Source organism: Flammeovirga sp. SJP92 (genome assembly GCF_001583495.1).
Lineage (GTDB): Bacteria > Bacteroidota > Bacteroidia > Cytophagales > Flammeovirgaceae > Flammeovirga.
Genome location: NZ_LQAQ01000072.1, coordinates 1 through 17,519, shown reverse-complemented (window position 1 = coordinate 17,519; position 17,519 = coordinate 1). Strand labels below are relative to the sequence as shown.

General features: G+C 34.2%; 16 protein-coding genes. 2 read left to right on the top strand and 14 right to left on the bottom strand.

Annotation, left to right across the window (positions count from 1 at the left end; translation table 11 throughout):
* Positions 1–46: 46 nt before the first annotated feature.
* From AVL50_RS16950 to AVL50_RS16920, 8 genes are all read right to left on the bottom strand, one after another.
* Complete coding sequence (locus tag AVL50_RS16950) at positions 47–580, bottom strand: hypothetical protein (protein ID WP_157491375.1); 534 nt, start codon at positions 578–580, stop codon at positions 47–49.
* Between the two features lie 89 nt (positions 581–669).
* Entirely contained in the window at positions 670–1,458 is a 789-nt protein-coding gene (locus AVL50_RS16945; protein ID WP_062617686.1) for a hypothetical protein, read from the bottom strand.
* Positions 1,459–1,544: 86 nt separating this feature from the next.
* Positions 1,545–2,021 carry a hypothetical protein gene (locus AVL50_RS16940; protein WP_157491374.1) on the bottom strand — a complete coding sequence of 159 codons (477 nt, stop codon included), beginning with the start codon at positions 2,019–2,021 and terminating at the stop codon, positions 1,545–1,547.
* A 474-nt stretch (positions 2,022–2,495) separates the two neighbouring features.
* Entirely contained in the window at positions 2,496–3,467 is a 972-nt protein-coding gene (locus AVL50_RS32775; RefSeq protein ID WP_062617684.1) for a DUF4240 domain-containing protein, read from the bottom strand.
* A gap of 670 nt (positions 3,468–4,137) precedes the next feature.
* Positions 4,138–4,842, bottom strand: a complete 705-nt coding sequence (locus AVL50_RS16930; protein ID WP_157491373.1) for a hypothetical protein — start codon at positions 4,840–4,842, stop codon at positions 4,138–4,140.
* 87 nt (positions 4,843–4,929) lie between these two features.
* Positions 4,930–5,130 carry an SMI1/KNR4 family protein gene (locus AVL50_RS33850; protein WP_371259042.1) on the bottom strand — a complete coding sequence of 67 codons (201 nt, stop codon included), beginning with the start codon at positions 5,128–5,130 and terminating at the stop codon, positions 4,930–4,932.
* Positions 5,127–5,315, bottom strand: coding sequence for an SMI1/KNR4 family protein (locus AVL50_RS33525; protein ID WP_216639056.1), 189 nt, complete (start codon positions 5,313–5,315; stop codon positions 5,127–5,129). Before AVL50_RS33525 ends, AVL50_RS33850 begins: the two co-directional genes overlap by 4 nt.
* Positions 5,316–5,326: 11 nt before the next feature.
* Positions 5,327–5,620, bottom strand: a complete 294-nt coding sequence (locus AVL50_RS16920; RefSeq protein ID WP_062617682.1) for a hypothetical protein — start codon at positions 5,618–5,620, stop codon at positions 5,327–5,329.
* Positions 5,621–6,055: 435 nt separating this feature from the next.
* Here AVL50_RS16920 and AVL50_RS33845 point away from each other — a divergent pair, with 435 nt between their 5' ends.
* Positions 6,056–6,316, top strand: coding sequence for a group II intron maturase-specific domain-containing protein (locus AVL50_RS33845; protein WP_082795877.1), 261 nt, complete (start codon positions 6,056–6,058; stop codon positions 6,314–6,316).
* 288 nt (positions 6,317–6,604) lie between these two features.
* Here AVL50_RS33845 and AVL50_RS16915 read toward each other — a convergent pair whose 3' ends face one another.
* From AVL50_RS16915 to AVL50_RS16905, 3 genes are read right to left on the bottom strand one after another with little or no spacing between them, the layout of a single operon-like run.
* A complete protein-coding gene (locus tag AVL50_RS16915; protein WP_062617681.1) occupies positions 6,605–7,513 on the bottom strand; it encodes a hypothetical protein in 909 nt (302 codons plus the stop codon).
* 3 nt (positions 7,514–7,516) lie between these two features.
* Positions 7,517–8,665 (bottom strand): DUF3696 domain-containing protein, encoded by a 1,149-nt coding sequence (locus AVL50_RS16910; protein ID WP_062617680.1) that lies wholly within the window; start codon positions 8,663–8,665, stop codon positions 7,517–7,519.
* Positions 8,658–9,779: a DUF262 domain-containing protein gene (locus tag AVL50_RS16905; RefSeq protein WP_062617679.1), complete on the bottom strand. Its 1,122-nt coding sequence runs from the start codon at positions 9,777–9,779 to the stop codon at positions 8,658–8,660. Before AVL50_RS16905 ends, AVL50_RS16910 begins: the two co-directional genes overlap by 8 nt.
* A gap of 885 nt (positions 9,780–10,664) precedes the next feature.
* Between AVL50_RS16905 and ltrA the strand changes: the two genes are divergently transcribed.
* The gene (ltrA, locus tag AVL50_RS16900) at positions 10,665–11,939 is read left to right on the top strand and encodes a group II intron reverse transcriptase/maturase (protein ID WP_062615818.1); all 1,275 of its coding nucleotides are present in this window, start codon (positions 10,665–10,667) and stop codon (positions 11,937–11,939) included.
* A gap of 99 nt (positions 11,940–12,038) precedes the next feature.
* On the opposite strand, the gene AVL50_RS16895 is transcribed toward ltrA, so the two are convergent.
* The 3 genes from AVL50_RS16895 to AVL50_RS16885 form a co-directional block, all read right to left on the bottom strand.
* Positions 12,039–13,811, bottom strand: coding sequence for a WG repeat-containing protein (locus AVL50_RS16895; protein ID WP_172826864.1), 1,773 nt, complete (start codon positions 13,809–13,811; stop codon positions 12,039–12,041).
* A gap of 579 nt (positions 13,812–14,390) precedes the next feature.
* The gene (locus tag AVL50_RS16890; RefSeq protein ID WP_062617677.1) at positions 14,391–14,957 is read right to left on the bottom strand and encodes a helix-turn-helix domain-containing protein; all 567 of its coding nucleotides are present in this window, start codon (positions 14,955–14,957) and stop codon (positions 14,391–14,393) included.
* A 371-nt stretch (positions 14,958–15,328) separates the two neighbouring features.
* On the bottom strand, positions 15,329–17,194 hold the full coding sequence (locus tag AVL50_RS16885) for a U32 family peptidase (RefSeq protein WP_062617676.1): 1,866 nt from the start codon (positions 17,192–17,194) through the stop codon (positions 15,329–15,331).
* Between the last annotated feature and the right edge of the window lie 325 nt (positions 17,195–17,519).

Below are 17,519 nucleotides of genomic sequence, written 5' to 3'. Positions count from 1 at the left end.
TGTTTGCGTCAACTGTGATTGGAGTTTAGTTGATGTTGTGTGCTTTTTATGCTTTTCCATTTATGCTTAGTCCAAAAAACTCCTCTGTTTCAATATTGTAATTAATTTTCCAATAATAACTACAGCCATCTAAAACTTCCGTATAATCTTCATTTAAATTATATCGGGTTTTATTTTCATCCCAAAAAAAAGATATTTGAATAATTCTTTCCCCTTTGTTATTGATAAAGCTGACATATTGTCGATAGTAATTAGTAATATTTCTATGAATTTTAGGACAATCACTAACACCATTAAATGGGTTATTTTTAGATAATTTACGTATTCTTTGACTTAATTTATTTTCAATATCTGAAATATCTGAATCAGATGGTGTCCAAAAAGTTACGTTTGGGTTGATATTTAAATATTTAGGGAAAAGGTATTTTTCTGTGAAAATAGTTCCTTTGAAATAATCACATTCTAACCCATATATATTATCACTAATATTTATTCTCTTAAATTTCAATTGAGATTGTTTTACTTTACAACTACCAAACAGAAGTAATAGTAAGAATAATAAATTTATGTATCGTTTCATTATCAACTGAATTGTACAGAATATGATGACTTAACTCGTGAGCGTTTGCGTTCACCATGATTGGAGTTTAGTTGATGTTGCCCCTGTTTTTATTCCCAAAATTCGTATTTAAAGTATCTAGGTATATATCCTCTTATACTTTTTAATAATCCGTTCTTATAATATGAGTAATTTAGTTCATACTCATTGATTCTATCATTCAAGAATACAGATTTGATTTCAGATTTTATAAGACGAGAGTTCGCATCAAAACTATTTTTAATAATCTTATTGTCCTTGAATTTTTCATAATTATCATAGTCTTTATAAGCAGTTGTGTTTGGAACTTCCTCTATGGTATCAGTTACGTTCTTTAGCTTCGGTTTTAAATAAAAGCCATAAAACCTACTGACATAAAAATCCTTATCATACTCCTTCGTTTTATTATATACTATTACCGAATCCTTTCTTCGGATTGTAGTCTCCACTAAAGGATTATGTTTGTACTTGGTCTCATAAATAAAATTACCTAATCTCTTTCGAGATGAAATTAACTTATTATCATTTCCATATTTGAAAGTAGTAGAATCTGTTTTTAATGAATCAATTATTCGAATCAAATTGTTTTTCGAGTTGTACTCATAGAGACTTACTTTATCAATCCGTTTAAATTTCCTGGTCCTTTTATTATAGGATGCACTGAATTTTGTTGAGCGAATCCTCTTTCCAGTAGTATCAAATTCCACAATTTCAGATAAATCTCTTGGAGAATTTAAATAAACGAACACTTTCTTTACTTGTCGATTCAAGTAAATACTATCAGCTTGCCATCGGTTTTCTATTTGTCCGAATGATAGTATTGGAGTAAAAAATAATAACAACAATATTATTCTGTTCATTTTATGGATTTCATTTTTTAATGTGTGGCAAAGTTTAATGTAAAATGCTTTTTTAATGCATTTTCACATAGTGTTGTAGGTTGTCTTCATATTCCCCCGTTTTCAGTTCTTTCATAGATCCATTTCTTTTGATTACAATCATATTGAAAAAAAATATTTGTCCAATCACTTAATCCAAGATTAAGGTTTCCTTTCTTATCCATCTCACCATGATAAGGAATGAATGTAATTTCAATTTGTCCTTTTTTAATCTCAATAGGAAAGACTTTCAATTGAATTAACTTCCAATCATATTTCTTGTAGACCTCTTTTAGATTTTCATTATTTAGAGTGACAATTTTTCTTTCTCCTATGCTATCAGGAAGGTTTTTAATCAAATCAGTTCTCTCAATAAATATCATCGAATACTGTTCGTTATTTTCTGAGTATTTAGTGTAAAATGAATCCAACTGAATTGAATATTTTTCAAATGCTATAAGGTACAATGAATCTGTCTCATTGTATGATTGCGCATTAGATTTCATTGCACCGAAAAGAAAAAGTATGATTATAATATTCTTCATGTTTTTAATAACCTACAACATTGGAAAAACACAATGGCGTTTATCCCAAAAATTTAGCGTATATACACCATATGAAATATATCCATTAGAAAAAAGTACTCTCAACTTCCTGTAAAAAATAAGTTTGCAATTAGATTGTTGAAAGACGATTTGAATTTACAGTTTTATGTATTACAAAACAAGAAGAGATTTCTTCAAAAGATTGGGTCAATGCTTCAAAAAAATATTTTTCCAAATCAATTCGTGAGTAAATACAATTTGCGGTTGAACTTATGACTTTCTTTGTTTCAGTTTCCGTCCAATGTCTTTAAAACTGTAGGAGGGTGGTTACTTTATCATTGGTCTTTCGGTTACAGCTTTCTGTAGTATCCCGTATAACAAGAGCCGTATGAATTGAGAGGTTCACGTACGGTTCTGTGAGAAATTAGGGGTGAGATTCCCTTAGCTTACTCGACTGGCAACCGTTATTTATTTCTATTTCCAGCCTTTATAATTCGAAAAAGTCTCATAATCACAACCTGTTTCATATTCTAACTCCTTGTTCATACGTTTTTCGTAGGCTTCTTCTGCAATATATAGCAATGGCTCAAAGGATATGTCCTTCGGCATATCCTTTGGGCTTTTCAATACACTTTCAAAATATTCTTGACCATTAGCTACCACACAACATCTAACATAAAGAAAGTTGTCAACCGAAAAATATGAATCATCATCTTTGAATGAATCTTCCCCAATATTTTCAGCGTGTTCTTTGGTGTCAAGTAAATACAATTTATAGGTCAAATTTTCTTGAAACTGTTTTATCTCACTAACCTTTGTCTTCGCTAAAAAGTCAATTGCAGGTTGTATTCTTTCTAGGTCGTCTTCTTTTGTCCAATCAATTTCCTCTATTACTTCCCAAAATATATTGTCATCCAACATTTTTTTAGGCTTCATTGACTGTTTCCTAAATTCATCTCTTGCAAGGCGAGCTTTTTCATTTTCTATTTCAACTTCTTTTTTGAATTCTTCTTTTTCATTAATCCAACGCCATTCGTAAAAAGCTATTTTACCATAATCAGATTCCATTAAACCAGCTAAAGGAAAACCACCTTTTTTACCATTTCTTCCATCTCCTAATTTGAAATCAATACTTATTTCTAGCTCAGTCATTGGTTTATTTCCCAAATATTCAAACTTGCTTAAATCATTATATTTTGGATTATTAGTATAAAAGTTGATTGCATAATTATTTGAGAAGAAAAATCGGTTACAACGGAGAATTTGATTTAATCTTGCATCATTCATTAGTGGTTTTTTCTTATCCACATAATCCAAGATTCCGAGCATCATTAAATCTCCATCTATTCCTTCAAAGAATGATTCCCCAATTTTGATGACCTTAAAAGCTCCAAAAAAATTTCTCTCAAGTTCGGTTATGAATATGTCTCCTTCTTTTACGTTCATTTTTAATGGTTGCCAACGTAAATGCTAAACTACGACCAGCGGGTACGTCACCCGGTGGATGGAGATTAGCTATTGTGTGTGCCCAAAATGGGCACGATCTATATTTTTCTAAATATAGTTCAATCTTCTAGAGGGTGCAAGTCCCTTATGCGCGGAGTACGATCCCGAAGCATTAGCACGTGTGGTTTTCCGTGAGGAATACACTGAAGTAAGTCAAACGTCAAAAGTTGGTACTGTTGGACACTCCTGAGAACGAGAGTTCGAAAGGATATCGCGAAGCGAGGCATATGAGGTATGGGCGGTAGGATGAGTAAGCACATCATTACGAAGTCTGAACGTGGGAATCATGCTGTAATTCGAAACACAGTGCTGTCTATGTAGATGTCGCAGGGATCAACGGAAAGAAGGTGCAGAACGAGGAAAGGCGGTTGGGCAGTTGCTCAAAGTCCATTCTTATTACAACCATTATTTTAGAACGTCTTGAGAAGAGAGGATATATTTCTATGTCCGAGATCTACAAAAAGTTGACTGAACGGTAATCAACCGCCGTACATCTTCATGAGAAGAGATTCAAAATGTGGGAGCAGAGCTCGGAGTACGTACGGTGGTGTGAGAGGGTCTTCGCTAGGCTATCTGCCTAGCGGTGCTCTACTCGACTACCACCAGTAATTTATTTTCTCCAATACGTTTTCCCGTCAATTTTATCTAATCTATGTATCTCATTAGCATAAAATATGTCGTTTCTTATCATTTTTCCTTGTAGACTCAATTTGATTTTCTTTCCTTCATTGATCAACTCCTGTCTATTGAATTTTGAAATTTCTGCAAATTCTGTCTCATCAAGATAAACAGTAATTATTTCAACAGAGTCAACTTTCAAATGAAAATATGGTTTGTCAATCAGTTCGTTTTCGGTTAGAATGTTATGAGTTTCAATCACCTCTTTGTCTTGTTGAGGGATAGAGTCGAGTTGTTTAATGCTATCAATCATCGAGATGTATTTAGTTTTCAAGTCGTCAGGAACTCCATACAAACTACCGAAACTAATCAGTTTAAAATAAAGGTCACCCTGTATCAATGTATCGGGTTGCACTGGTATAAGCCAATACGGTATTTCAACTCTTTTCTTATCCTGACCAATCATTTTAGTAATTTCTCCATCATGTAGATTTAGAAATAATGAATATCGCGAAAAACCCTCAGAAAATCCTTTTTCAATTTTTAGTTTAGCTCCTTTCTCCAATAGTCCAACATTGGCAATCTTATAATCAGATTGAAGTTCAACATATGAATAATCTGTCAAAAAGTAATCAAGGGAAACCATTAAAATAATCCCTGATATCAAGCCTGTTATGTATATGTAGATTCGTTTCATTTATTGGTGGTAACTTAATGGCTAAACTACGACCAGCGGGCGTGTCGAACGGTGGATGGAGATTAGCTATTGTTGTGCTTTCGTTAATTATTCCTCTAGTTCATTAATATTCTCTGCTATTACTTCGCATCTTCCAGTTTCGTGGTTCCAAAAAGATACTTGCTCATTCAGAATTCCGTTTCCATTATGAAGTAATACAATTATATTTCCAAAGCTATCAGCTCCAATTGCAATTGCATTCTCAGGGAAATTATTCCAATCTTTAGCATTTTTGGTTTCAAGTCCTATGTGGTTGCAAGTTCGACTAATTCTTTTTTATCAGATTTGTCAAAGAATGGATAAAGTTCGAATTCATAATCATCAGAAATCAACTCTCCTCCATTATTTTTAATCATTTTAGTCTTATATTCAGTTGGAAACTCTACTTTAAGTTCAGTTTCCTTAATGTATTTTTCATCTACAGGGAATGCCATATTTTTTCTTATTAGTCTCCGTATGCAATTAAACCAGTCCCTGAGCTTAATGCAATCTCAATTATTCTTTTTAGAACTGACACATCTGAATCAGAACCAAATTCTTTAATTTTAGAATCAAGATGTCTGACCAATTGATTCCCCCATCTAAAGTTTGAGTAATAATCAAATCTTGAATCAATTATACCCTTTTTTATAAGACGGTCGTATATATCTGACTCTAATCCACCCACATAGTCCAAACTGTGTAATTTATCTGGCTTTGGTTTTACTGCTGAATCAGATATTAGATAAAAGTCAAGCATACTCTCTGGTTTAATGAAGCACAACGTGATTACTAAACTCGTGAGCGGTTGTGTCAACCGTGATTGGAGTTTAGTTGATGTGTGTGCCCAAAATGGGCACGATCTATATTTTTTTAAATATAGTTCAATCTTCTAGAGGGTGCAAGTCCCTTATGCACGGAGTACGATCCCGAAGCATTAGCAGGTGTGGTTTTCCGTGAGGGATGCATTGAAGTAAGTCAAACGGCAAAAGTTGGTACTGTTGGACACTCCTGAGAACGAGAGTTCGAAAGGATATCGCGAAGCGAGGCATATGAGGCATAGGCGGTAGGATGAGTAAGCACATCATTACGAAGTCCGAATGTGGGAATCACGCTGTAATTCGAAACACAGTACCATCTATGTAGATGTCGCAGGGATCAACGGAAAGAAGGTGTCCTTACTTGGGGAGATCTCTTGGTTGCAGGTACAATTCAACAAATAGCTCAAACTCTGAATTCCATTATTCGAGGTTGGGTGAATTATTACGGTAAAGTACGCTTAAAGGGTTTATCTCCTGTCTTCTTTTATCTTCATCAACGTTTAATGAGTTGGTCGATGAACAAGTATAAAAGTCTTAGAAATAGTAGCGTAAAAGCGTCTCACTTTCTGAGGAAAATAGCTCGGGATTACCCCAACTTATTTTATCATTGGTCATTAGGTTATAGCTTCTTGTAGTATAATACTCTGTATAACAAGAGCCGTATGAATTGAGAGGTTCACGTACGGTTCTGTGAGAAGTTAGGGGTGAGATTCCCCTAGCTTACTCGACTGTATGCTGGGCTTTATTCATTTTCAATTACTTACGTTTCATTTATGTACTTATTTTTGTTTTATAAAGGTCGGCAATCATCCCGTGCGTTTGGGCAGGAATACTCGTTGACAAGTTTTGGTTTGTGCGTTGGCTTTTTTAAGCGACTTGGCAATGTGTATGGATAAGTAGTAGAGTTGGCATTATACTATGATTTATAAATGGCCTCCAATATGACCTATCAAAATTCGACCTCCTTCTATATTTTCTTTTCCCTCATGGAAATATATTCTTCTATTTGTTGAATAAGATGAGTCTCCTGGATAATTATCATTATAACATAATTTTAAATGAGGCTCACAACAAACATCTTCAAATTGTCCAGAATCGTTTTGAAATTTAAATGTAAAATCTTTCTTCCGAGAGGCATCTCCCTCTGGTGATGCTTTTTCATCAAGATTTTGAGCTATGCTAAAATGCTCTAGTATTTTAGTTCGATTAAACCCATCAATCTCTGAGTCCCTAAACCTATCATTTAATGCTGATAAATGATAGATTATTTTATTTGAACAATTCTGTATTATTGTCCTAACACTAGTCTTGTTCCTCTCATGAAATATCAAATTGGGAAAGTATTTCGAACATTCATCAATAAAAAACTCAGAATCTTTGGGGTATAAGCCTAAGAAATACCTCCTAAATTGAAACCAGCCACTTAAATTATAAACTATTTGAAATTCTGGAGCAATATTATCAACTCGGTTAAAACTAATAAGTCCATAACAATTATTTTGATTGTGACTCGGAAGAAGGACATCTATCACATCATTAATATTATCTTCCGTCTCCTCAGATTCAACAATAATTTTTTGAAGCATTACCCTTGTATCCCTGTCAATCGTTGTACTTATTTCAGGATTAAATAATAAATCCATTAATAATATATCTTCAAGAAATTCAACATTATAAATATCTGAATGAACCTTTAACCGATTAGTGTCAGAATATTGTTTAATATAAATAAAATCATTGCCTAAGGCTTGAGTCTTAGATTCAATTTCCTCCAACGACAGGTCAGGATTATGAGTAAAAGATTGAGGAACTATATATAACTCAGCTATCATAAATTAGCGAGATAATTTAAAAATGGTTGATAAATCAATTTCTTGCTGGTCAAAAAAACCATTTGGCCAATTGGAAATTTTTCCTTTTTTGTCCATCACAAGTTTTGTAGAATTGAAGTTCTCACTAAAATAATGAATGGCTAGTTCCTTATGGTTGATTTCAATTTCAGGATTCAGCGTGCCAACCCTAAGACCATTTAGAATATGTTCACTATGAGATTCAATAAAAACTTGAATACCACATGAGGCTACAATTGAAAAGAATTCTGAAATCCTTGATTGTGCTCTAGGGTGTAAATGTGCTTCTGGATTTTCAATAATAATAATTTCGCCAGGTTTAGCAATTAGACCCGTTACTACTAATGGTAAGATATAACTATAGCCAAAACCAACATTTGCAGGTTTATAACTGTATGAATTATTTTTGTTATTTAGTAACATGGTTAAAACACTACTAGTTTTATCTTGGCCGTCAATCCTTATTTTCGCACCTTCCAGAATATAATTTAACCATTCAGTTGTTTGTTGTAATAAATGAGGGGCATCATTTCCTCGATACAATTTATCCTGAACATTATCTAAGTTCAGGTAATCAGCTAGTATATTAATTGTTTGTTCACCACGTGACCCAACATTTATAAAATCTGGAATGTTAGTTTTGTCAACATATTTAACAGGCCCCATTCTATCTGCACTTACAAAATGTGTTTTCTTAATTTTTCCTGTAAGTTCTTGGAGTATAAAATTAGAGTTTTCTTTTTGAGGCTCGATTATAGATTTCACTCCATTTGAATGAATCTCTGTTAGCACACAGCTTGCAAGTAATGGTTTATCAATATTCTCACTAAATTGCATTCTAGCCTCTGAAATGATTTGGGAATCAAACTTAAAATTGATATGTATATTTTCACCACGAGGTGTTTCACTATTCTTTAAATCATCATAATTACCTAAATGAAGCAATTCATCATTTATTATTAGATTCTTTAGGTTTGAATCGTTCCTCGCAGTTTGAGCAAGTAATAATATTGACTGCAAAAGGGTAGATTTACCCCTTCCATTTATTCCTGTCAATAAATTAAGCTTAGAAGTTTCAAATGAAGTTGCTTCTTGAAAGCATTTAAAATTTTGTAATACTATTTGATTAAGCATGTGTTCCAGAATTTAATATTTTGTGTACTAACTCGAATCGAAGCATTACTTTAGATTTACCTCCTGTGGCTCTTGAAACAGCATCATAATATTCAGTATCTTTAATTAGTTGAGAGTAATTTTCTTTTATAATTAAAGTGTTATGCTCTAAAAACTCATCTGTTTTTTCTGAAATATAACATCCAACAGTTTCAAAAATGGCAGTATTAATAGTACCTCTTGTATAATCAGTCGGTATTCTGAAATTTGCTTTTTCCCATATTTTAAAAGTCCATTTCATTACTCTTTCAAAATCTTTTTCAATAGTTGAAATATGCTTATCTTCCATTCTATTAATTTTTTTCATGGCAGACTCAACATATCCACTCATATCTCCTACATATCTTGTTTGATAATCAAACCACCTAAAAGCTAAATAGCGTAAAATGACTTCACGGTCTTTCATCCTAGTATCCTTAACCCCCCAATCAATAGCTCTTTTAAAGTAATCTTGTTCTGACAAATGCTTAAGAAGTTCTGTAGATTTACCTATGAATATACAATTTCTAACTTCTTGTCTATTTAGTTGTGTGCCTCCCGTGTTTATTCTATTAAATAAGTCATAAACAACAACCATTGGTGTTGAAGGTTTTAAATTAAATACCGTAAGTTTTTTGTCTTCAAATTTTGATTGTAAATATGCTGGTAAGTCATTAAAATAATAATTATTGTATTTCGGTAAAGCTTCTAATCCAGATAAAGCATATTTTCCCTTGTAAAATTCATATAATGAAGTTGTCCTTTGTAAACCATCAATCACAATATAATTAGATTCAACAGTTTCATTTAGGTAAATAGGTGGTAAGGGAAAATTAAGAAGAATAGATTCAATAAATCTGCTTTTTTGATTGAGTTTCCACACTTGATGTCTCTGAAAATCAGGTTGTATTGTAATTCTCCCATTTTCTAATTTGCGCAAATATTCAAATACTGAAAATGGAGTGTCGCTGATATCAATATCTCCGAACTCAGGGTCATAAGGATATATACTTCCATCTCCTTCATCTTCAATAGCTGTATCTTGGTCTAATTCTAAGACTTTTTCTTCTAATTCTATTTGTTCTTCTTTTGACATAATTACAATTAACACCTACAATACTAAATAATCACTAAATATACGGAAACTGAATTTATATCCACAAAGTGCGTTGGTGAAAATTTGGTTCTTTTGCAAGCTGAAGCATCAGCCAGTGTGTCAGAGCTTGCAAATGTGCCAAATGTGCGTTGGCTTTCCTGTTATTTGCGAGGTTGACAAAACAAAAATTCCTTCATAATTGCACTGTCGTTTCTTTTTCCCGCCTTGCATACAACGGTCTAGGCTATGAACAGTTGGGGATTTTAAGCCCTAATTTTTCGGTTTAGCACTGACCTTTGTTTTATGTTTTTTATTTCGTTTTATCACTTTCGCCCCAATTGTTTATAGCCATTGTGTGTGCCCAAAATGGGCACGATCTATATTTTTCTAAATATAGTTCAATCTTCTAGAGGGTGCAAGTCCCTTATGCGCGGAGTACGATCCCGAAGCATTAGCACGTGACAAGGTGGTTTTCCGTGAGGAATGCACTGAAGTAAGTCAAACGGCAAAAGTTGGTACTGATGAACAAAAACGACATATGAGGCATAGGCGGTAGGATGAGTAAGCACATCATTACGAAGTCCGAACGTGGGAATCACGCTGTAATTCGCAACACAGTGCTGTTTATGTAGATGTCGCAGGGATCAATGGAAAGAAGGTGTCCTTACTTGGGGAGATCTCTTGGTTGCAGGTTCAACAAGAGAAGTCAGCAGAGGTCATAGTAAGCGATACAAGTACCGACAAGTTTCGGAGAACTCACCTCGCTGAAGGACCGAAGGTTACAGTGTCCTTAATTGAAAATGGAGGTGTATTCTGTTGATTCAGCAGAAGAAGAATACGCTAGCCTTTACAAAGCAGGACTAGGTTTTTAATTTTTTTTGTAAAATGATCGAACAAGTAGTGTCTAAAGTAAATATGAAACGTGCTTATCAGCGTGTTTACCGTAATGGAGGAAGTGCAGGAATCGACAAAATGTCGGTGGCTCAACTCTTTTTCCATCTTCAGAAAACATGGGATGACACCAAAACGAGTTTACTTTCGGGGCAGTATCTACCGCAACCTATAAAAGGTGTGGAGATTCCTAAACCGAACGGGAAAACACGTCTTTTGGGGATTCCTACGGTACAAGACCGTCTCACTCAGCAGGCACTGCACCAAGTATTATCTCCTATTTTCGAAAAGGAATTCTCAGCATTCAGCTTTGGTTTCCGTCCAAACAAAAGTGCTCATGATGCACTTCAAACATCGTTATCCTACATTAACGAGGGTTATCAACATATCATTGATATCGACCTTAAAAGCTTCTTCGATGAAGTGGATCACAGTATTTTACTGCAATTGATCTACCAAAGAATCAAATGTCCTACTACCATGAAACTGATCCGTAAATTCCTAAGAGCGCCGATCATGATTCAAGGAAAACTGAAGAAAAGGCGAAAAGGTGTTCCGCAAGGAGGACCGCTAAGTCCACTTCTTTCTAATATCCTGCTTCATGAACTGGATCTCTTTCTAATGGAACGAGGTGTTCGTTTTGTGAGGTATGCAGATGATTTTAGTATTTATGTGAAGTCCGAAAAAGCGGCAAAACGTGTAGGAAATAATGTATATGTATTTCTACGGGATATCCTAAAACTACCAATCAATCGAGAGAAAAGCGGGAAACGTCGTCCTCTAGATTTTGAGGTACTTGGCTACGCTTTTGTATCGAGCTATAAGAAAGGTTCAAAAGGACAATATCAACTTGTTGCTAAACGTGATTCATGGAAAAAGTTGAAGACAAGTCTCAAAGAGGTAACTCGAAAAACTACTCCCATGAGTTTTGATGAACGCATCAAGAAGCTCTTAGAAATCCAAAGAGGTTGGGTGAATTACTTTAGTTTGGGAAACATCAAGCGAAAACTTAAAAAGGTAGATGAATGGGTAAGAAACAGGCTCCGGTACTGCATCTGGCAACACTGGAAAAAGGTGGAACGAAAACGCAAAAACTTAATGCGTTTAGGAATATCTTATGATCAGGCTTATGCTTGGAGCAGAACGAGGAAAGGCGGATGGGCAGTAGCTCAAAGTCCTATTCTTATTACCACCATTACCTTAGAGAGACTGGAGAAAAGAGGATATATTTCTATGCTCGATATTTACAGGAAATTAGCTGAACGGTAATCAACCGCCGTATACGAGGTCCGTACGTACGGTGGTGTGAGAGGGTCTCCGCTAGGCTAATCGCCTAGCGGCGCTCTACTCGATTAGCAACTGGGCTTTTTATTCATTTTCCAATAAATACCCGAACTTTTCGACAATCAACTTCTTGCTTACTTTTGAATCGATAACATTTCCGTTTGTATCCGTAGAAAAGTATTTTCCATTTTCTTTGACATAAATTGTGTCCAATGATTCTTGTGTCAAATATGGCCATTCCCACAAAATCTGTTCGTATTTGATAGGATGGATTATTTTGTTATTCCAATCAACTGTTCCATATAGGCCATCTTTTTTTACTTTTATTAGTTTTGAGTTGTCTACAAAAATCTCATCATATTGGGTTGGAATTACAATTTCTCCATCTCTGCTTATCAATCCTTTTTTACCATTTTTAGTTACGAAATGCTCTTTTGGTCCATATTCTACCCAATTAGATATTTCTTCATATTCAATTGGGATAATTATGTTTTCATTTATGTCAATAACACCAAATAGCCCCTTTTGCTGAACGATGAATCTTTCATTTTTATCATAAAAAACTGGTGTAATATCCTCGTATGAAAACGAGATTATTTGATTACCATTTTCATCAAATGTCCCAACTTTGTTGTTTTTCTCAAACACATAATGTTTAAAGAACTTTTGGGAATATGCATCATCAAATTCAAATGGTATAACGACCTTTCCGTTGTAATCGATTAATCCATATTTACCATTTTTCTTTGCATAAGTTACTTTATTGCCATCGAAAGGTTTTATTTCTTGATATTCAAATGGTATTTCGATGAAGCCTTTGTCCGAAACTGTTCCTGCCATACCAGAACTGTTAGTTAAGACAAAATATCTTTGATATGAATCTTCTGTTTTGTAGCTATCCCACTCTAATTCCTTAATGTCAAAATCTGTTATTGGATTTGCGTTACTATCTAAAAGTTGAATATTTTGACCTTTTTTTATAGCGAAAAGGTTAGACTCATTAGAATATTCAGTAGGATGCTCAATAAAGTCATATTTCAATGGAACTATGGTTTTTCCCAACGTGTCTATAATTCCATATTTTCCGTTTTGTGCAACAATTGCTAAATGATTTCGGAATGACTCACCTACCTCATAAGCCCCAAAAGGGACAATCTCGTTAAACTCATTATCGATATATGCAACTCTGCTGTCTTTTTCTACCCGACATAAACCTTTTAGAAAATAAGTGTAGTTTCTATCATCGTAATATGATTCAGTTATTTTATCGTATTTAAAGTCAGTCAATTGTTTGCCTGAGCAAGAAAAAAATGCCCATTTTCCGTTTTTCATTGCACAAACCAATGAATCGATTTCGTTGCTTCTAACTTTCTCAAATTGGATAGGAATAATCTCATTGCCACTTTGGTCAATAAATCCGTATTTACCACCTAACTTAGCACTTGCCAATCTGCATTTATAAAAGTGGCTTTCGTTTTCGTACTTAAACGGTATTACTACTTTACCTTTTCTATCTAAATAACCGTATTTACCATTTTTCTTTGCTGGTGCAAGTCCGTGAGAAAAAACACTTAAATCATCATAGATGAATGGAATTAGTGTGTCTTGTTTTATATTAATGTAGCCACTTTTTCCATTTGAATGGGCTAAGATCATTCCTTCTTCATCAATTGGATTGAGAAATTTGTATTTGTTTAGTTGTATTATAGTGTCTCCATTTTGATTAACAAACCCCCAAGAATTTTCACCCATAATCCGTTTGAAGCTATCAGATTCTGTTGCATTCAAATTTGCGTTTTGCGGTTTACAAGAAACAGCAATGAAGAGTAAGAATATTATATTTAGAAGTTTGCTCATTCTTTGGTTTTGCCTTGTTGCTAACATGTGATAAACACCATTATGTCACATTATACTTTTTAATACACCATGGCGTTTATCCATTAGTAAAATAGTTTACTTCCTTTAAAGTAATAAACAACTTTAAATATTCAAACCCGAAACGTTACAATTCTAATATATATTACAAATTATCAAAAGGGAGTTTTTGTTTCATTTAGGGATTGTACAGATCCTAGATCTACACCATTCTCTAAGTAAATGAGTTGAAAAAAAACTTCTTATTGTCACTTATCAAGATTACATGAAAAAATATTCTTTCGATACTTGGAAAAATATAGAATAGGTTACTCATAGCTTAGACTTATCCATTTAAAAAGTTTTTCTTGAATAGATTGGCACTCATAAATATTTTTTTCAAATCAATTCGTGAGCAAATGCAAATTATCCTTTCAAGTTCAAGTAATTGTTGATTTTTGGTGTGACCTTGGAAAATTTGGGCATAAAAAAATCCCTGAAGAGGGAGTCTTGTGAAAAATTGTGGAGTGAAGTGAGTGGAAATAGGTGAGTTGAGATGAATTTTAATGAAAAATGAATGGATTAGACGTAGGTCTTCCATTTCAGAACGGTTGGGTTCTTCCAGAGTTTGAATTGTGGTCGATCTTTGATCAGTTCACGCATCCAATAATAATTGGTACTGGGTTGTGCTTTCTGTGTTCTGAGGAGTTGGAGATGTTCCATCCAAAGATCGTAGTATTCCCAATCGTTGTTGTGATTGAAATACTTTTTACCAAGGCGGTAAGCATATCTTTTGGTAACATGGAAGTCGTCTTTCCACCTATTGGGTAATTTTAGTTTATAATACTGATCAGAATACCAGTAGATCCATCGTCTTTGGGCGTAGAGTTGGTAATCGTTTTTTCTTCTTGGGTGATGTCTGAATGGGTTTTTCTTTTTGGAACCGGCGTATTTCTTTCTTGCTAAAAATAATTTATGAGCATATTCTGCTTCGTACTTTTTGGTTTTTGGATTGGTATTTCTTTTTAACTCACGGTAAATCGTAGACGGAGAGACCTCTAAACCTTCCGCAATTTCTGCGACAGTAAATCGTCTGTCTTCAATAAGACGTTGGATGACTTTTCTATGATAAAGTTGAAGGTTTTTCATGAGATTCGTTAAACAGTCAGTTTTATAATTTCGTTAAGAGCTATTTCAAACATGCTCTAAGCTCTTTCAATGTAATACGAAATGATTAAGAATCAAATCATTTGAGATAGTTTTTGCTATCATCCTTAGATCCATGATTAAAATTGTGGGATTTTGTGAGGATTTACCTCTCTATTTTATTCTAAAGCATTGAATTTGAAAATGAAAATCTTCGACTGTATTTTTTCTGAATGTTGAATCATCTGAGAATTTTCATCTCTTCTAGCAGTCATCGAATAGCTCACGATTTAAATCGTGGGTGATGGAGAGCGTCTGATATAAAAAATCCCAAATCATATTACTTTGATTTGGGATTCTTTAGACTTCGTTTATTATTTGGCGACCTCTTCTTCAGGGGCATCGTCAATAAGCATGACACAATCTTTACAATTGAACTTCAACTTATAGCGAACGTCCTTGTACTTTAAGAAAAGAGGGAACTGCACATTATCTGGAGGTGTAACAAAAGTCTCGTGCTCATCACACATACCAATTTGATAACGTAAACAATGCTTAGTCGTCATCAAACGTAGCTTACTTTTATCTTCTCGTCCTTCAAAACCTTCACCAATTTCTTCTACACCATGACGAGTGTAAAATTCTCTTGCTTTTTGGTTTAATACATTACCATGATGATCGAATTTCTTTTGGTAGAAAGGATATGTGTCATCAATCTCTGTATTAATTCTTGACGGTTGTTTATAGCTATCGTTCCTTTTGGTTTCTAAAGCTTCAATAAGATCTCTTCTCCATTGATTCACCTTTCCACCTGGTATAAACGGAATATCGCCTCCAGGAAGTTCTACATTGATGACATCAAAAATAGTGTTACCCGATTTTTTCAATGACTTGGTTAAGTTTTGAATTGCTTTCTCTTTGTTGGAAGCCAATTCAAAAGGTTCTTTATAATGATGCGTGATTTTGTTACCGTAAATATCTTCAATAGATAAGTCCACCTGATGGTTTTTCCAATCTAAATGGATGTTGGCATCAATCTTACGAACCGTTTTTTCACTCTTTAGTTCTTTGTTGTATTGTTGGTCGAAGTTTCTGAAGATCTCAGCACCAACACGAACTCCCATTACCAAAGAAGTTTTGATCCAGCCTTTATCATCCACATGTTCCACTTTCATACCTTGAAGTTTCTCATGTTTATCCAAGAAACATAAACCATCACCAGGGATCAGTTTTTTATCTGTTTCTATTAGATATTGATTGGCTTTTATTTCTTTCACTACACCAATTCGGTCACCAATGGCTTTCGGTGTATCAAAGTTGGCAATAGTATCTTTTCTTTTTTCATAGAAATAAGTGGTGAACTCACGGTTGTAAGTTTTTTCAGGAGCAGGATCAAAACCTAATGTCACCTTTCCTTGTGAATCCGCTACAAACTCATCTCCATATTTATTTAAAACAAAGTCGATGCGCTTTCTGAAGTTGCCGACCATGTTTTTTACATAAGCTTCATCTTTTAATCTTCCTTCAATTTTAAAAGATTTCACACCGGCTCTTGCCAATGGCAATACATAATCACTTAGATTAAGATCTTTCAATGAAAGCAAGTGTTTTTGATTCGCTAACTTTTGTCCAGCATTATCCACCAAATCATAAGGCAAACGACAAGGTTGTCCACAAGCTCCGCGGTTGGCTGATCTATCACCAACGTTATTACTCATATAGCATTGCCCGCTCAAACTTACGCAAAGTGCTCCAGCTACAAATGCTTCAAGCTCTACGTTCGTTTTTTCTCCAATTTCTTGAATTTGTTTGATCGAAAGCTCTCTGGCCAAAACGACTCTATCAAAGCCCACTTTTTCCAAGAACATCACTTTCTCCAAATCATAGTTATGCGTTTGAGTACTTGCGTGCAAAGGAATAGGAGGAAGGTCCATCTCTAAAAGACCCATATCTTGAATGATCAGAGAATCGACACCAGCATGATATAAATCCCAAGCTTGTTGGTGTGCTTGATCCAATTCATGATCAAACAGCAAAGTGTTCATAGTGGCAAAAATCTTTGCATTAAAACGGTGGGCGTGTTTGGTCAATTTTTCAATTTCTTGAATAGTGTTGCCCACACCGTCTCTTGCACCAAATGCTTTTGGTCCAATATATACTGCATCAGCGCCATGGTTGATCGCTGAGAATCCAATTTCAATGTTTTTTGCGGGTGCTAATAATTCTAGAGATTTTTTCATGCTGCAAAGTTAGGAGTGTTTTTGAAATGAAATGTGAATTGGAATGTTTTATTTGGAAAAAAAGCTGATCCAAGTCAATGAATCAGCTTTTTTATATAAGCACTAAGAATTAATTATCAATTATTTTTGACTTAGTACCTATTGAGAATTCTGTAAACTAGATTATCGTCAACTTTTACTCAACATTTCTACAAGCTTTGAAGGTCCTGCTTTCAAGCTTCCTTCTTCTTCATTTTTCCATTGATGAAAAACGAAGCAAAAAATCTAGGCTTAGAAGTCAAAAGCTAAATTTCATTCCACTCGCCTCAATGATTTTAAACTCGCT

Excerpts from the sequence above, each read along its gene's own strand:
- AVL50_RS16890 (WP_062617677.1), bottom strand. The coding sequence starts at position 14,957 with ATGAAAAACCTTCAACTTTATCATAGAAAAGTCATCCAACGTCTTATT.
- AVL50_RS16945 (WP_062617686.1), bottom strand. The coding sequence starts at position 1,458 with ATGAACAGAATAATATTGTTGTTATTATTTTTTACTCCAATACTATCA.
- AVL50_RS16910 (WP_062617680.1), bottom strand. The coding sequence starts at position 8,665 with ATGCTTAATCAAATAGTATTACAAAATTTTAAATGCTTTCAAGAAGCA.
- AVL50_RS16950 (WP_157491375.1), bottom strand. The coding sequence starts at position 580 with ATGAAACGATACATAAATTTATTATTCTTACTATTACTTCTGTTTGGT.
- AVL50_RS32775 (WP_062617684.1), bottom strand. The coding sequence starts at position 3,467 with ATGAACGTAAAAGAAGGAGACATATTCATAACCGAACTTGAGAGAAAT.
- AVL50_RS16905 (WP_062617679.1), bottom strand. The coding sequence starts at position 9,779 with ATGTCAAAAGAAGAACAAATAGAATTAGAAGAAAAAGTCTTAGAATTA.
- AVL50_RS16895 (WP_172826864.1), bottom strand. The coding sequence starts at position 13,811 with ATGAGCAAACTTCTAAATATAATATTCTTACTCTTCATTGCTGTTTCT.
- AVL50_RS33525 (WP_216639056.1), bottom strand. The coding sequence starts at position 5,315 with ATGGCATTCCCTGTAGATGAAAAATACATTAAGGAAACTGAACTTAAA.
- AVL50_RS16940 (WP_157491374.1), bottom strand. The coding sequence starts at position 2,021 with ATGAAGAATATTATAATCATACTTTTTCTTTTCGGTGCAATGAAATCT.
- AVL50_RS16885 (WP_062617676.1), bottom strand. The coding sequence starts at position 17,194 with ATGAAAAAATCTCTAGAATTATTAGCACCCGCAAAAAACATTGAAATT.
- ltrA (WP_062615818.1), top strand. The coding sequence starts at position 10,665 with ATGATCGAACAAGTAGTGTCTAAAGTAAATATGAAACGTGCTTATCAG.
- AVL50_RS16920 (WP_062617682.1), bottom strand. The coding sequence starts at position 5,620 with ATGCTTGACTTTTATCTAATATCTGATTCAGCAGTAAAACCAAAGCCA.
- AVL50_RS16930 (WP_157491373.1), bottom strand. The coding sequence starts at position 4,842 with ATGAAACGAATCTACATATACATAACAGGCTTGATATCAGGGATTATT.
- AVL50_RS16915 (WP_062617681.1), bottom strand. The coding sequence starts at position 7,513 with ATGATAGCTGAGTTATATATAGTTCCTCAATCTTTTACTCATAATCCT.